General features: G+C 45.3%; 18 protein-coding genes and 1 tRNA gene. All 19 read left to right on the top strand.

Translation table 11 applies throughout. The annotated features are described in order from the left end of the window. Positions 1-73: 73 nt before the first annotated feature. The 19 genes from DWZ61_RS12995 (at position 74) to DWZ61_RS12905 (ending at position 14,846) form a co-directional block, all read left to right on the top strand. Entirely contained in the window at positions 74-346 is a 273-nt protein-coding gene (locus DWZ61_RS12995; RefSeq protein ID WP_242993440.1) for a pro-sigmaK processing inhibitor BofA family protein, read from the top strand. 299 nt (positions 347-645) lie between these two features. Continuing rightward, positions 646-1,176: an A24 family peptidase gene (locus DWZ61_RS12990; protein ID WP_118501697.1), complete on the top strand. Its 531-nt coding sequence runs from the start codon at positions 646-648 to the stop codon at positions 1,174-1,176. Continuing rightward, positions 1,176-2,180, top strand: coding sequence for a hypothetical protein (locus tag DWZ61_RS12985; protein WP_118538980.1), 1,005 nt, complete (start codon positions 1,176-1,178; stop codon positions 2,178-2,180). The genes DWZ61_RS12990 and DWZ61_RS12985 overlap by 1 nt, the downstream gene beginning before the upstream one ends. Positions 2,181-2,196: 16 nt before the next feature. Further along, the gene (locus tag DWZ61_RS12980) at positions 2,197-3,414 is read left to right on the top strand and encodes a CpaF family protein (protein WP_117465299.1); all 1,218 of its coding nucleotides are present in this window, start codon (positions 2,197-2,199) and stop codon (positions 3,412-3,414) included. After that, the gene (locus DWZ61_RS12975; protein WP_022312661.1) at positions 3,380-4,147 is read left to right on the top strand and encodes a hypothetical protein; all 768 of its coding nucleotides are present in this window, start codon (positions 3,380-3,382) and stop codon (positions 4,145-4,147) included. The genes DWZ61_RS12980 and DWZ61_RS12975 overlap by 35 nt, the downstream gene beginning before the upstream one ends. A 6-nt stretch (positions 4,148-4,153) precedes the next feature. After that, positions 4,154-5,527: an immunoglobulin-like domain-containing protein gene (locus DWZ61_RS12970; RefSeq protein ID WP_118538978.1), complete on the top strand. Its 1,374-nt coding sequence runs from the start codon at positions 4,154-4,156 to the stop codon at positions 5,525-5,527. Between the two features lie 18 nt (positions 5,528-5,545). Then, positions 5,546-5,728: a Flp1 family type IVb pilin gene (locus tag DWZ61_RS12965; RefSeq protein WP_022312663.1), complete on the top strand. Its 183-nt coding sequence runs from the start codon at positions 5,546-5,548 to the stop codon at positions 5,726-5,728. Between the two features lie 12 nt (positions 5,729-5,740). Further along, entirely contained in the window at positions 5,741-7,252 is a 1,512-nt protein-coding gene (locus tag DWZ61_RS12960; protein ID WP_118538976.1) for a DUF5702 domain-containing protein, read from the top strand. A gap of 214 nt (positions 7,253-7,466) precedes the next feature. Then, positions 7,467-8,234: a hypothetical protein gene (locus tag DWZ61_RS12955; protein ID WP_118538974.1), complete on the top strand. Its 768-nt coding sequence runs from the start codon at positions 7,467-7,469 to the stop codon at positions 8,232-8,234. Between the two features lie 18 nt (positions 8,235-8,252). Beyond that, positions 8,253-8,666, top strand: coding sequence for a hypothetical protein (locus DWZ61_RS12950; RefSeq protein WP_118538972.1), 414 nt, complete (start codon positions 8,253-8,255; stop codon positions 8,664-8,666). Positions 8,667-8,683: 17 nt separating this feature from the next. Next, positions 8,684-9,172, top strand: a complete 489-nt coding sequence (locus tag DWZ61_RS12945) for a hypothetical protein (protein ID WP_022312667.1) — start codon at positions 8,684-8,686, stop codon at positions 9,170-9,172. 18 nt (positions 9,173-9,190) lie between these two features. Then, positions 9,191-10,330 carry a DUF6382 domain-containing protein gene (locus DWZ61_RS12940; RefSeq protein WP_022312668.1) on the top strand — a complete coding sequence of 380 codons (1,140 nt, stop codon included), beginning with the start codon at positions 9,191-9,193 and terminating at the stop codon, positions 10,328-10,330. 92 nt (positions 10,331-10,422) lie between these two features. Then, positions 10,423-11,037 (top strand): rhomboid family intramembrane serine protease, encoded by a 615-nt coding sequence (locus tag DWZ61_RS12935; protein WP_172594670.1) that lies wholly within the window; start codon positions 10,423-10,425, stop codon positions 11,035-11,037. Next, entirely contained in the window at positions 11,034-12,041 is a 1,008-nt protein-coding gene (locus tag DWZ61_RS12930) for an SCP2 sterol-binding domain-containing protein (RefSeq protein WP_022312670.1), read from the top strand. The genes DWZ61_RS12935 and DWZ61_RS12930 overlap by 4 nt, the downstream gene beginning before the upstream one ends. A 10-nt stretch (positions 12,042-12,051) precedes the next feature. Further along, entirely contained in the window at positions 12,052-12,462 is a 411-nt protein-coding gene (locus DWZ61_RS12925; protein WP_117465307.1) for an HIT family protein, read from the top strand. Positions 12,463-12,474: 12 nt separating this feature from the next. Next, positions 12,475-13,317 (top strand): fumarate hydratase, encoded by an 843-nt coding sequence (locus tag DWZ61_RS12920; RefSeq protein ID WP_117465308.1) that lies wholly within the window; start codon positions 12,475-12,477, stop codon positions 13,315-13,317. 7 nt (positions 13,318-13,324) lie between these two features. Continuing rightward, the gene (locus tag DWZ61_RS12915) at positions 13,325-13,912 is read left to right on the top strand and encodes a Fe-S-containing hydro-lyase (RefSeq protein ID WP_172594671.1); all 588 of its coding nucleotides are present in this window, start codon (positions 13,325-13,327) and stop codon (positions 13,910-13,912) included. A 13-nt stretch (positions 13,913-13,925) separates the two neighbouring features. After that, the gene (locus DWZ61_RS12910; RefSeq protein ID WP_022312674.1) at positions 13,926-14,633 is read left to right on the top strand and encodes a lysophospholipid acyltransferase family protein; all 708 of its coding nucleotides are present in this window, start codon (positions 13,926-13,928) and stop codon (positions 14,631-14,633) included. A gap of 125 nt (positions 14,634-14,758) precedes the next feature. Continuing rightward, positions 14,759-14,846: transfer RNA gene (locus tag DWZ61_RS12905), tRNA-Ser, on the top strand. Positions 14,847-15,167: the final 321 nt, after the last annotated feature.

Here is a 15,167-nt window from a genome sequence, read left to right as displayed (position 1 = left end):
AAAACGGAAGACATTTTTACACGGAAAGAGGAATAGATTAGGATAAAGAATTGTCGGGAATGCGAGAACAACAGTGGAACATCCGGAAAATTTATTATGGCTGATAGCAGTGGCGGCATTATTGCTGCTCATAAGCTTTTTGGGGAAAAAGGCAGAGTGGCTCCTCAATTTTGCATTGCGGGGCATTATGGGAACCATTGCCATTTATTTTATTAATATGGGTGTGACTTTCCTTGGATTTACTACAGTGGTTGGAATCAATGCAGTAAGTATTTTGACAACGGGAATCCTTGGAATTCCGGGCATTGTGATGCTGTACGGACTAAGTATTTATGAAATATTATAAAAAGGTGTTTTGACATACGGAAAGCGTGTAAAATAGCGTATTTCAGGATGACTGAAAATTTGAGAAACAATTCTGTTTGTTAAAATGTACTAAAGTTTATCTTTTTACGAAAAAGGTATTGCCAGACGGAAAGTGAGCATTTATAATTCATCTTACAACCAATCGCGATGGTTGTTCAGAGCATCTTATAAGATCTTTTAGAATTTCTATTTTGGGATAGATTCATCCCGCATTACCAGAAGACTGATTTTGAATAGTTGGGAGGAAGGTGACGACAGGACTATACGCAGGAAAATAATGTGAAATCAGGAGAAGGAGATGAGATATTTGGGGTATTATGTATACTTTTGGCAATAGCTTGCTGTTTTGATTACAAAACGCACAGGATACCCAATTGGCTGATCGTATGCTGCATGTTTGCAGGCCTGGGGTATCGGTTGATCAGCGGCGGGTACAAAGGCGTTTTGGAATATCTGGCAAGTGCATTACTGACAACGATATTACTTTATTTTGTTTTTTGGATCGGAGCCATAGGAGCCGGTGATGTTAAGATGTTGGGAGTCTGTGCCGGTTTTTTTCCCTGGAATAAAGTACTTTATTTTCTGTTTTTCGCGCTCATGATTGCAGCAGTAATTGCACTTTTCAAAATGTATCTGGAACGCAATATGAAAGACCGTTTGTACTATTTGGGAGAGTACTTATGGGACGTATTCCGGTGTGGAAGATGGAAACTTTATTTTGCCGGAGAACGGGAAGGTGCCGGAGCAGGGATTTGCATGGCGGGACCGGTGTTCTGCAGTGCATTGATGTATATGGGAGGAATGTATTGATGGAACAAAAGGAACCGGTTCTGGTTCTGTATGACCGGGAGGAAGAATACGCGCGGCTTTTTTCAGAATACCTGAAGAGGCAAAAGGAATTGCCCTGGCAGATCCATACTTATACCAGGGCGGAAGAACTGTTGGCGGGAGAGAAAAGCGGGGAGGTAACAATGCTGGTGGTGGCGGAATCCTCCTGTGAGGAGGCATTGAACACATTACAGCCGACATGTCAGGCAATTTTAAATGAGAGCGGAACTCTCCGCTTTCATCAGTTTCCCAATATTAACAAATATCAGGAAGCGGGACAGGTGTGGAAGGAACTGTTGGCGTTGTATGTAGAGACGACGGGGATACGGATGCCGCTGTTATGTGCGGAATATAAGACCCGTTTTATCGGAATGTACTCTCCGGTTCACAGATGCCTTCAAAGTACGTTCGCATTGACTTTCGCACAGCTGATGGCAGAAAAACATCCCACGCTGTATCTGAATTTCGAACATTATGTGGGGATCATAGAATTGCTTCCGGAGAGACAGAACCGGGATCTGGCAGATCTGCTCTATTTTTTAGCAGGAGATGAAGGAAAATTTCCTCTTCGCATGCAGACGGTCATTCAGAGAAAAGGCAATCTGGATTATATTCCACCCATGCGGAACGGACAGAACCTGTTGGGGATCACCTGGGAAGAATGGAGAAGTCTGTTCCAGAGGATCGAGGAGCTGGGGAAATACGAATATGTCATTCTGGATCTGAGTGAAAGCATACAGGGGCTGTTGGATGTTCTGCAGATGTGTATCAAAGTATTTACGCTGACCAGAGAGGACAAGATGTCACAGTGTAAACTGGATCAATATGAACAGCTATTGTCACTATGCGAGAAAGAGGAAGTAAAGGGGAAGACCAGAAAGCTGAATTTGCCATACTTTCAGCGACTTCCCGCGGAAATGGAACAGTATACCAGAGGGGAACTGGCAGATTATGTGAGAAAAGAAATAGAGACATTGGAAGAGTAGAATAGGAGAAGGACAAATGGATTATTTAGAGCAGAGAAGAAAACTTCGTCAGATGGTACAGGAAAGACTGGATTATGGAAGAGATTATACGGATGAAGAAGTGGAGGATACGATCGATGAAGTACTGATGGAGCAGGAAAGTCTGGAGTTATGCCCGGTAGAATTGCGGAGACGTCTGCGTAAGGAATTGTTTGATTCCCTGAGAAGACTGGATATTCTGCAGATTTTTGTGGAGGACAGCTCTGTTACAGAGATCATGATCAACGGCATGGATCACATTTTTGTAGAACAGGATGGACAACTGCGGGAACTGGATCGAGCCTTTGATTCCGTGGAAAAATTACAGGATGTCATTCAGCAGATTGTGGCGGGGTGTAATCGCGTGGTCAATGAAGCGTCACCCATCGTAGATGCCCGGTTGAATAATGGTTCCAGAGTAAATATTGTCATGAATCCCATTGCTCTGAATGGTCCGATCGTCACGATCCGGAGATTCCCGGACAAGCCTGTCACCATGCAGAAGCTGATCGGTCTGGAAACCATTTCGCTGGAGGCAGCCCAGTTCCTGGAGACACTGGTGAAGGCGGGCTACAACATTTTTGTCAGTGGAGGAACGGGAAGCGGCAAGACAACATTCCTAAATGTTCTGTCCGGCTATATTTCGGCGGAAGAGCGGGTGATCACCATAGAAGACAGTGCGGAACTACAGTTGCAGGGTCTTCCGAATCTGGTTCGTTTAGAGACTCGTAACGGCAATACCGAAGGATGCAGAGAAATCGGAATCCGGGAACTGATCCGTTCGTCTCTGCGAATGCGGCCGGACCGGATCATTGTAGGAGAGGTCCGGGGACCGGAGGCTATCGATATGCTGCAATGCATGAACACCGGCCATGATGGGAGTATGTCCACCGGGCATGCCAACAGTGCCACGGATATGCTGGCAAGACTGGAAAATATGGTCCTGATGGGAATGGATCTTCCGCTGACGGCTATTCGCAACCAGATCGCCTCGGGAGTGGATGTTATTGTACATCTGGGGCGGATCCGTGATAAGAGTAGACGTGTCCTGGAGATCACGGAGGTAGTAGGTTGTGAGAATGGAGAAATACGCCTGAATCCTTTGTATCAGTTTGAAGAGCTGGGGGAAAACAGTGAAGGAAAAGTGGTCGGCAGGCTGCGGAGAAAAGGAGAATTACTTCATGAAGGAAAGCTTAAGGCAGCAGGATTATCATAAGGTTTTTCAGAAGCGGGGAGATTGCATACGGCTGCTGGCACAGACATCAGGGGTAGTTATATTTTTTGCCTGGTTTTTCTATCGCTCTATCTGGGCGGTTCCGCTATTGTTCCCTCTGGGGATTCTCTATTTTCGCAGGTGCGTCAACAGACAGTGTCGGAAGAACAGACAGGAACTGACCATGCAATTCAAGGAATGCATCTTGTCTGTGGCAAATTCTCTGAGAAGCGGATATGCGTTGGAAAATGCTTTTCTGGAAAGCCGGGAGGATATACGAATGTTGTATGGTGAGCATTCCGCCATGTACCGGGAACTGGAACTGATCCGCAGAGGAATGATACTGAATATCACGCTGGAAGAGTTGATCAGTGATCTGGCAGACCGGAGTGGCATTGAGGAAATTGAGCAATTTTCCGCTATTTTGAACATTGCCAAGAGAGGCGGTGGAAATGTCACGCAGATCATACGGACTACAGCAGAGGTGATCAGTAATAAAGTGGAAACCATGCAGGAGATGCTGACCATGTTACAGGGGAGAAGACTGGAACAGAACGTGATGGAGATCATGCCGTTTGGAATTTCTCTCTATATCGCAGCCGCTTATCCGGGATATTTTGGAACGCTCTACCATAATGGAATGGGTATCATAGTGATGACACTCTGCCTTGCAGTCTATGCAGGAGCATATCTGCTGGGTGAGAAGATACTGGATCGGATCGAGGAGGAACTGTAGAAAGAGATGATGGGTAAGAAAGGCATCCTGCGTTTTTTCTATAAGGTGATGATGGTCTGCTATAAAAAGCTACATTTGTGGAGAATTCCGATACCTGGAAGAGATAAGGTGCAAGCGGATCTGAATCGTATGCATCCGGGAGAAAATCCGCAGGAGTGTGTGACAGACTATTATGTGACAAAGCTGACACTTTCTGCAGTCATACTGATCGCAGGGATAATGCTTGCCATTACAATGCATTACAGCAGTCGGGAAAGTCATGTCCTGCAGAATCAATGGGTGTATCGGGGATCTGGGGAAGAGGGCAGTCGGGAATACAGCATCACTGGACAGGTGGAGGACGGCGAGAGATATTCTTTCCAGATGGAAGTGATGCCTCGCAAGTATAGCCAAAGCGAATTGGAAAATTTGTACGAGCAGTTTGGGAGAGAACTGCCTCAGTTGATCCTGGAGAAAAATGATTCTCCCGATGAGATCAGAGAGAATCTGGATTTATCGGAAACGTATGAAGGATACCCGTTTCTGGTGAACTGGAAAAGCAATTCTACGGAAGCCGTTGAAGAGAATGGACAGATACATCCCGGGCAGGAGGATGTGCCTGTATTGTTGAGAGCGGAGATACAATACGGGGAATTTGTCAGAGAGACAACGGTTAAGGTAACAGTCGTAAAAAGGAATGAGACCCCACAGGAAAGAGAGAAAAGCAAGTTGTCGGAATTACTGCAGCGGGCGCAGGAGGAAGATCCGGAAAGTGAAAAAATCCAGCTGCCCACAGAAATTGAGGGCAGAAAAATTTCCTGGGAAGAAGATATTCCGGAGACTGGATGGAAGATTCTGGCGGGGGCTCTGTTGTTGGCGGCGGCAGTCTTTTTCTTCCAGGACAAAGACCTGCATGATCTGGTGGAGAAGAAAAAGCGGGAGGAACGTAGAAGCTATCCGGAAATCCTGCAAAAGCTGACACTGTATCTGGAAGCGGGATTGACGGTCCGGTCTGCGTTTTGCCGGGTTGCAGAAGATTATGAGAAGGAAAGAAAGCGAGGGGGACGTTGCCGGGAAGCTTACGAGGAAATGCTGATAGCAACCCGGGAGATACATATGGGAGTGCCGGAAGGGGCAGCATATGAGAACTTTGGGAAAAGGACAGGAGTCAGGGAATATGTCCGTTTAAGCACATTCCTGACGCAAAATCTGAAAAAGGGCAGTTCTACGCTTTTACAGCAATTAAAGGAAGAGTCTGTCCAGGCGGAAGAACTGCGGATACAGAATGCCAGAAAACTCAGTGAGGAAGCGACGACAAAACTGCTCCTGCCTATGGTGATGCTGCTGGTGGTAGTAATGGTAATGATCATGGTGCCTGCATTTTCGAATGCGGGAATATAAGAAAAGGAAGGTATGGTTATGGGAAACAACAAATTAAAATCATTTCGACAGTTTCTGACAGAAGAAGACGGAATGGGTACAGTGGAAGTAATACTAATCATTGTGGTACTGGTAGGGCTGGTCATTATTTTTAAAGAGAAGATCACGGAAGTTGTCAATTCCATTTTCACAAAGATTACAAATCAGACCAAAAAGATATAAGGAAAATACGTTATGACATCCGTGAAAAAGGTAACCCCGGGTGGTTATATGACGGTATATCTGGCACTGACGGTGACAGTGATCATGGCCCTGTGTCTTGCTTTGATCGAGGGCTGTCGGTATCGGGGAATCTCACTGGAAACAGAATGCGTCATGGATATCGGAATGGATAGTATCCTGGCTGAATATCATAGAGAACTGCAGAAACAGTACAATCTGTTTGCCATAGACTGCTCTTACGGGACAGAAAGTGCTTCGACAAAGCTGACGGAGAGTCATTTGCTGGAGTATATGAACCGTAATTTTTCTCTGGAGGATGTGTTTCTCGAAAAACTGTTGTACCGGGATTTTTTTGCTGTTCAGGCAGAAGAAGCACAGGCTGTGAAAGCGGCATTTCTGACGGATGGCGAAGGAGAAGTCTTTCGGCGGGTTGCTGTCGATGCCATAGAGGATACGGTGGGAATCGGACTCTTACAGCAACTGACGGACTGGCTGCAGGTCATAGAATCCCGTGGACTGGAGCAACAGGATATTGCGGGACAAAAACAGCAGATCGATGTACAGATTCAGGAATATGACGGGAAGGAGACCACGGAAGGAAAAACCGTTCATATAGAGAATCCTACCGCAGCCCTGGAAGAGAAAAGAAATAAAGGTCTGTTAAAGCTGGTAACAGAGGAAGACAATATCTCCTCCCGCAGGATAGAAACAGAGTCACTATTGGAGACGCGGATGGAGCGAGGAGAAATAAACCGCGGAAATCTGGTGCCGGGGACCGCAGAAAATTATGAAGAATGGGAAGCGTTAAAACAAAAAGTTTTTTTCCATGAGTATCTGTTGCGGTATCTTGGGCGGTATGGCCAGGAGAAACAGGACAGCCCCCTATGGTATCAGACAGAATATGTCATTGTAGGCAAGGATAATGATACTGACAATCTGAAGGGAATAGTGAACCGAATATTCGTTATCAGAGAAGCTGCAAATACCATGTATCTGACCGGTAGTGAGGAAAAACGGGCAATAGCGGAGCTATTGGGAGAGGCACTTGCAGCGGCAATGATGGTTCCGGAGATTGGAGAGTTGCTTGCGGCGACACTGATCCTGGGATGGGCTTTTGCAGAAAGTGTTTATGATGTAAAGGAACTTCTTGCCGGGGAAAAGATTCCCCTGTTAAAAACAGATGCTACCTGGCATTACGGACTTTCTTCCGCATTACAGGGAGAATTGTCCGGGACTTCCGAAGAGGATGTCTCCGGTTCCGATTCACCGGGAATGGGATATGAAGATTATCTGAGAATATTTTTGCTGCTCTGTGAGGAACAGTCTGTTACCTGCCGGGCTATGGACGTGGTGGAAATGGATATTCGAAATACTCCGGGAAACAGAGCATTCCGACTGGATACCTGCATTGTGGAAATTGCAATGAATGTGAAAGTAAAAAGCAAATATGGCTATTCTTTTGAGATCGAGAGACAGAAATCTTATATAGGATCTTTAGAGGCAATAGAAAATACTGGTAATTAGGAAGACGAGCCGGGAAGGGAGGTGAGCAGCGATGTCCTCTTTATGCAAGTACAGCTTTACAACTATTAACAAGAATGATTCAAGTCCTACTCCGACTTTAAGAAAAACTCTTAACCCATGTAACGATTTACTCCCCGTAAAATTCCTACAGACAGCAAACTTCATAAAGAGGATATCACTGCTTATACTCCCGCGAACACCGGTGAAGGCAAGTATGACGGTGGAAACAGCACTGGTTTTGCCGTTGTTTTGCTTTTTTATGATCCATATGGGAAGCGCTATAGAAATGATGCGTTTGCATGGAAACCTGGAAGTAGCATTGTGGGATGCCGGCAGACAGGTGGGAATCTATGGCGGAATACTGAATGCAGGAGATGCCGGAGAGAAAGAGGATAACGATGACAGGTTGGGAACAGTGGCTGTTTCCTATACCTATGTTAAAAATCAGATCTGCAATCAGCTGGGAGAAGAATATCTGGAGCAGTCGCCATTAGAACAGGGGGCAGACAGCCTGCAATTTCTGGAGAGCAGCACAAAGAATGATATCTGTGAGATTGTAGTCACCTATGGGATCAATCCGCTCACGGAGGTTTTGGGATTTCGAAAATTCCGTATGGCGAACCGATACTATGGGCATTTGTGGAACGGCTATGCGATTCCGGGGACTGAGAATGATGAAGAATATGTCTATGTAACGGAAGATTCAGAAGTATATCATAGAAGCAGAGAATGTACACATCTGAGATTGTCGGTTCGACGGGTGGAAGCAGCGGAAATTCCTAAGGGTTATCATCCCTGTGAGAAGTGTATGGTACAGAAAAAAGATGCCGCTGCCCCGGAAGAGAATGGCTACTATATTTGCTCGGAGGGTGAATGTTATCACAGAAGGCGGGACTGCCCCGGGCTTAAGAGAACCGTATATTGCATTGCCAGGAAAGATGTGGACGGGTACAGAGAATGCAGTAGATGCGGAAGAATATAAAACGGGAGAATGGTGAAGATGGAGCTGTGGGAAAATGTGATACTGACCGGCTATCTGCTATGGGGCAGCTGGTATGATATCCGGAAGAGAGCGGTTCCGGTGGGGGTATTGTTCCTGGGCGGAGTACTGGCTGTTATGGTTATTGTCTGGAAAGGCTTTGAATGCAGCAGGCTTGTCGCACTACTTCCCGGAATTCTGCTGTTGCTTTTGTCAAAGGCAACAAAGGAAATCGGTGAGGCGGATGGTATCGTACTGGCGCTGACCGGTTTTATAAGCAGAGATAAAAATATTCTTCTTATCTTAGGCATAAGCCTTCTGTATATCTTTCTTTATGCAATGTTCCTGTTTTGCAGAAAGCGGAATCGCAGCCTGCAGATCCCATATCTTCCCTTTTTACTGGCAGCATATATAACGGCATGGATGACAGGATGATTGGAGGGAGCAATCGTATGCAACGAAAGAATTATAAAGCGTATTTTACCGTGGAGGCGGCAGTTCTGTATCCTATAGTGTTGGGAGTGATAGTGTTGATGACGTATTTACTGTTTTTTCAATATGATCGCTGCCTTTTGGAACAGGATATGGGAAGGGCGGCAGTGAGAAGCGGCAGTAGATGGATGCAGAAAAAAGAGGAACTGAATCGACAGCTGCAGGAGAAAGATATGTTTTTTGACACGGAGAAATATATTGCCTGGGAGAGTGAATTGCCGGTCTGGAAACTGGAAAAGAATCAGGTAACCGTGGAACAGACGGGAAGAATGCCTTATCCGTTTTCCGAAATAGCGGAAGTACCCAGGTATTGGAGCGCAAAAGCCGCATTTCAGGTGAAGAGGAACAATCCGGTGGAGATTCTGCGAAACAGTCAGAGGTATCGTGGGAAGACGGAAGAAACAACAGAGAGTGATAACAAGGAAAATACAAGTGGTGCGGTACAGTGAGAAAGGATGGAAGAATAGTTGCTAAATACAGAATATATCAGAAGCTTAAATGCGAATTATGAGAGACTATTATTAGAACGGAAACCGGAGGAAAAGAAATATCAGTATTGTATGATCAGCCGGGGAGGGATCAAAGGATTGCTGCCCTGCAGTTTGAGATACATAGACGGAGAGGCCTATCTCTATTATGATATTACTTCCAGACAGAATATTGCACAGCTTTTTGAGAAGAAGCCTATTACAAGACAATGGATCATGGACTTTTTGTGGAGTATGCGCAGAGTGCGGCAGGAAATGTCCCGTTTCCTTTTGGAAGAGAGTAACATCGTGTGGTTTCCGCAACATGTCTATCAGGATCTGGAGAAGAAAGAATTTTATTTTATATATGTCCCGTATTGCACGGAAAATACAGGATTTGATGAGCTGATGGAATACCTGGTGGAACATGTGGATTATCAGGATGAAAGCCTGGTGGAATATGTCTATAAAGCCTACGAGCAATATGAATCGGCAGGAGAGGTCTATTTGCAGGCCAAAATTTTTGAGGATGCAGAGTGCCTGAGAATCCCTGAAAAAATGGATGCCGTAGAGGAGGAAACAACTGTTGTCGTGGGACAAGATCAGGAGAAGGATGCGATAAGGGAAGAAGAGAAGGAAATGCCGGTGGGAGAAGTTACAGTAATAAAGGAAAAGAAAGGCCTGTTTAATCTGTGGGAAAACCGGAAAAAGAAAGAGAAGCAGGAACGGGATAATTATACCCGGAGTCTGCAACTGACCATGACGGGATATGCGGTGGCGGAGGAGACCGCTTATGAGGAAGAAGATATGGGAAGGACTGTGTATATGGAGGAAAGACCGGCCCCCAGAGAGAGTACACACCGCCTGTTGTCGGAAGAAGGGAAGCTGCTTGCAACATTAGAACAACCAATCTACACGATCGGAAAAAAACGGGGAGAAACGGATCTGGTATTGAATGATCAGTCGATCAGTCGTCTGCATGCAAGGATCATAAAGGAAACAGATGGGTATTATCTTGAAGATATGAATTCCACAAACGGTACATTTAAGAACGGATTACAACTGCAGCCTTATGAGAGGCGAAAGTTGGAAGAAGGAGATGAGATTACATTGGGTAAGATCACGGTAATCTACCGGTAGGCAGTGTGCAGCCCCCTTTTTGTTGACGGAGTGATATAAACAGTGGTACATTTGAAATACAATACCGGATGGAGAGAACATTGAGAGGAGCAATGAAGGTGAAAAGGCTTCGTAATGTACCCTGGGTAAGCGGAATGCTTGTGGTGATCAATGTAATTGTGTTCCTGATGTGTACTTTTTCGGGAAATGTGTTATATAATAAAGGCGAACTGGATGTAGTCAGTGTATTGGCCGGTAAACAGTACGGCAGGCTTTTGTGGGCAATGTTTTTGCACGCTGGCATAGAGCATATTTTTAATAATATGGTCCTCCTGTTTTTTCTGGGGGCCATGATTGAGAAGGTGACAGGTCATGTCACGTTTCTGGTGCTTTATTTTCTGTCCGGAATCGGAGGGAATTTATGCTCACTGCTGGTAAAGCTTCTGCAGATGGATTATTCGGCATCTGTAGGTGCCAGCGGAGCCATCTTTGGACTGGACGGAGTACTGCTTGCCTGGATTTTGCTGGATCGGCAATCTATGCCGGATGTGACACCCAAACGGGTGATTCTGATGATAGCATTATCTCTGTACAGTGGTTTTACTGCACAAAATATTGACAATGCGGCACATGTGGGCGGACTGGTGACCGGATTCCTGGCGGGACTTTTGTTTTGTGCGCTCAGGAAACACAGAAGACAGAAGAAAACGAAAGAGGTGTGGACTTGAATATCAACATTTACTATGGCGGACGAGGAATCATTGATGATCCTACGATCTATGTGATCAATAAGATGCAGGAAGTGCTGGAAGAGTTGCGGGTGCATGTGGAGAGATACAATCTTTATGATGGAAAGACCAATATTACGACATTGCCACAGACGCTGAAAGAGGCAGACGGAATTATTCTGGCAACGACAGTGGAGTGGTACGGTATCGGTGGCTATATGCAGCAGTTTCTGGATGCCTGCTGGCTGTATGGGGATAAAGAGACGATCGCGGGAATTTATATGTGTCCGGTCGTGATGTCTACCACCTACGGAGAGAGAGAAGGCAAGCTCAGTCTTGCGGCGGCCTGGGAGATTCTGGGAGGATTGCCCTGCAGCGGCATATGCGGATATATAGAGAATACAGTAACGTTGGAGATGAACGGACAGTACGGCCAGATCATTGAGAAAAAGGCTGAGAACATGTACCGTACTATCAACCAGAAGATTGCCAGTTTCCCAGCCAGCAATAAAGTGATGCGTCAGAAAGTAACGATCCCCAAGGCAATCAACCTGACACCGCAGGAGACAGAACAGTTGTCGGAATATGTATCGGATGATACGTTTGTACAGCGACAGAAGGAAGATATTCAGGAATTGACTTCCATGTTCCGGGATATGTTGGATAACAGCGGAACGGATAATGAACAGGAATATCTGGAAGAGTTCCGAAAAGTTTTTGTACCGCAGCCTGGTTTTGAAGCAAGATATGTTATTAATATAGAAGAAAAGAAGAATCCTCTGTGGATCGCTATTGGCAGTGGCGCACTGGAATGCGGATACGGTGAGACGGAGAAGCCGGATGTGGAGATGCAGATGAATCGTGCTGCCATGGAAGATATTGTGAACGGACGAATGACCTTCCAGAGGGCGTTTATGTCAGGCATTATGAAGCGAATGAAGGGAGATTTCCGAATTCTCAGAACACTGGATCAGATGTTTCCCTTTGAAGAAAATAATAGATAGGAGCAAAACGATGAAAAAGGAAGATTGTATTTTCTGTAAAATTGCAAACGGAGAGATCCCTTCCAAGACATTATACGAAGACGGGGATTTCAGAGTAATCTTGGATCTGGGACCGGCTACCAGAGGACATGCGCTGATCCTGCCCAGGGAGCATGCGGATAATCTCTATGAACTGCCGGAGGATACAGCGGCAAAAGTATTTGTTCTTGCAAAAAAGATGGCAACAAAGATGACAGAGAAATTACATTGCGATGGTCTCAATATCGTACAGAATAATGGAGAGGCTGCCGGACAGACCGTTCGCCATTTTCATATGCATTTGATTCCCCGTTATGAGAATGATGGACAGCATATTTTATGGAATCCCGGGAAAAGTACACCGGAAGAACTGGAAGAGATTCGCAAAACCATTACCGAATAACAGGGAGAAACCATGAGAACAGTAGATGTAGCTACTTTGACGCAAAATATCAAAGAAATGTGCATAGAGGCCAATCATTTCTTATCTGAGGACATGAAGACGGCATTTACAAAAGCGGAACAGCAGGAAAAAGCACCTTTGGGGAAGCAGATCCTGCAACAGTTGCAGCAGAATATGGATATTGCAGGCAAGGACATGATTCCCATCTGTCAGGATACCGGAATGGCGGTTGTATTTCTGGAAGTGGGTCAGGATGTGCATCTGACAGGGGGCAATGTGGAAGATGCCGTCAACGAAGGTGTCAGACAGGGATATGTGGACGGTTATCTGCGAAAATCTGTGGTGAAGGATCCCATTTACCGGGAGAATACGAAGGATAATACACCCGCGATCATTCATTATAGTATTGTTCCGGGGGATCGTGTCAGGATAACCGTGGCACCAAAGGGATTTGGCAGTGAGAATATGAGCAGAGTATTTATGCTCAAGCCAGCAGACGGAATAGAAGGCGTGAAGAACGCAATCCTGACGGCGGTAAAGGATGCAGGACCGAATGCGTGCCCTCCTATGGTGGTCGGAGTGGGCATTGGCGGTACTTTTGAAAAATGTGCATTGATGGCGAAGAAAGCATTGACACGTCCGGTGGATGAACATTCGGAGATACCCTATGTGAGGGAACTGGAAGAAGAGCTGCTGGAGAAGATTAATAAAACAGGCATCGGACCGGGAGGACTGGGCGGATCAACCACAGCACTGGCGGTCAATATTAATACATATCCCACACATATAGCGGGATTGCCGGTAGCTGTAAACATCTGTTGCCATGTCAATAGGCATGCAGTTAGAGAGATCTGAAGTAAAGATGTCCGGATATTATAATAATTGGAGTGTAAGCGACATGGATAAATATGTAAAAGTACCTCTCAGCGATGAAGATGCCCGCTCTCTGAAATCAGGAGATTATGTATATCTGACAGGGACCATCTATACAGCCCGGGATGCGGCACACAAGAGAATGCAGGAAGTTCTGGACAGGGGAGAAACACTTCCTATAGGAATGAAAAATAACGTAATCTACTATATGGGACCGTCTCCGGCGAGAGAAGGCCGTCCTATAGGGTCTGCAGGCCCGACAACAGCCAGCAGAATGGATAAATATGCACCGGGATTATTGGATCTGGGACTGAAGGGGATGATCGGAAAAGGAAAAAGGTCACAGGCAGTCCGGGATGCCATTGTAAGAAACGGAGCGGTATACTTTGCAGCCGTAGGTGGTGCAGGAGCACTTTTGTCCCGCACAATTACCTCTTCTGAGGTCATTGCATATGATGATCTTGGAACAGAAGCTATCCGTAAACTGACCGTAAAGGACTTTCCTGCGATTGTAGTAATTGATGCAGAAGGTAATAACCTGTATGAAACGGCGGTAAAAGAATACAACGAAGAGTAGACTGGGGCGGACTATGTATAGAATCATACTGATGGTGGTAAGACTGTTCTATAAGGTGCCGTATTATCTGATTCGGATATGGTGGCTGGGAACCAGAAAGAATTTTGACCTGGAAAAGAACTATGCATTTATCAAAAAGGTAACAAAAGCGGCAAACCGTGCCGGAAGAGTAACCATAGAGAGCTATGGTGTGGAAAATATTCCGAAAGAAAACGGGTTTATCTTTTTCCCAAATCATCAGGGAATGTTTGATGCACTTGTGTTTCTGGAGTCCTGCCCGGTTCCTTTCTCTGTAGTCTATAAGAAAGAAGTAAGCAATGTAATCCTGTTAAAACAAGTATTTCGGGCATTGCACGCGATTGCCATAGACAGAGAAGACATTAAGCAATCGCTTCAGGTGATCAATCAGATGACAGAAGAAGTAAAGCAGGGCAGAAACTTTCTGATCTTCCCGGAAGGAACCAGAAGCCGTATGGGAAATCAACTGCTTCCATTTAAGGGAGGAACATTCAAAAGCGCAGTCAGAGCAAAGTGCCCCATTGTACCATGTGCTCTGATTGATTCTTACAAACCGTTTGATGAGAAGTCCATAGCTCCGGTTACGGTAAAGCTGATCTATTTACCGCCAATCTGTTATGAAGAGTATAAACAGTTGAAAACACCGGAGATTGCGGACATTGTAAAAACGAAGATTGAAGAAGCTATTCGGCAATATTCATAAACAATATCTACAATTAGGAAAATAATAAAAAAAGCAATTGACAAAAGCATAGAGCTTATGTATAATAACTTTTGCGTCACGAAATGACGCCAATAACATATTGGTAGAGACGATGTTCGGTTCATGGAGAAATACTCAAGAGGCTGAAGAGGCGCCCCTGCTAAGGGTGTAGGTCGGGCAACCGGCGCGAGGGTTCAAATCCCTCTTTCTCCGTTTACTACCAATAGGAAGTAAAAGAAGAATCTTAAGAGATTGAGATTTCTTTTTTTACGCCATTTCCACCATTATGTAAATGCTTTGAAAAATAAATGTAAAAAGTTGTTGACAAAGCACGGAGCAATGTGGTAGTATGAAACTCCACCGCGAAAATGAAAGTTTTCCGGTTGAGAAAAAGATTTGAAAAAATCGAAAAAAGTTGTTGACAAACAAAAGCGGTTATGATAAGATATCAGAGTTGCCGCTGAGAACAACAGCAACGAATGAACGAGCTCTTGCGAAGCAAGAGGTTATGATCTTTGACAAATAAACAGTAAT

The sequence above is a fragment of the Clostridium sp. AF34-10BH genome (genome assembly GCF_003478095.1).
In the GTDB taxonomy this organism is placed as follows: domain Bacteria; phylum Bacillota; class Clostridia; order Lachnospirales; family Lachnospiraceae; genus Acetatifactor; species Acetatifactor acetigignens.
This window is presented reverse-complemented; position numbering and strand designations above follow the sequence as displayed.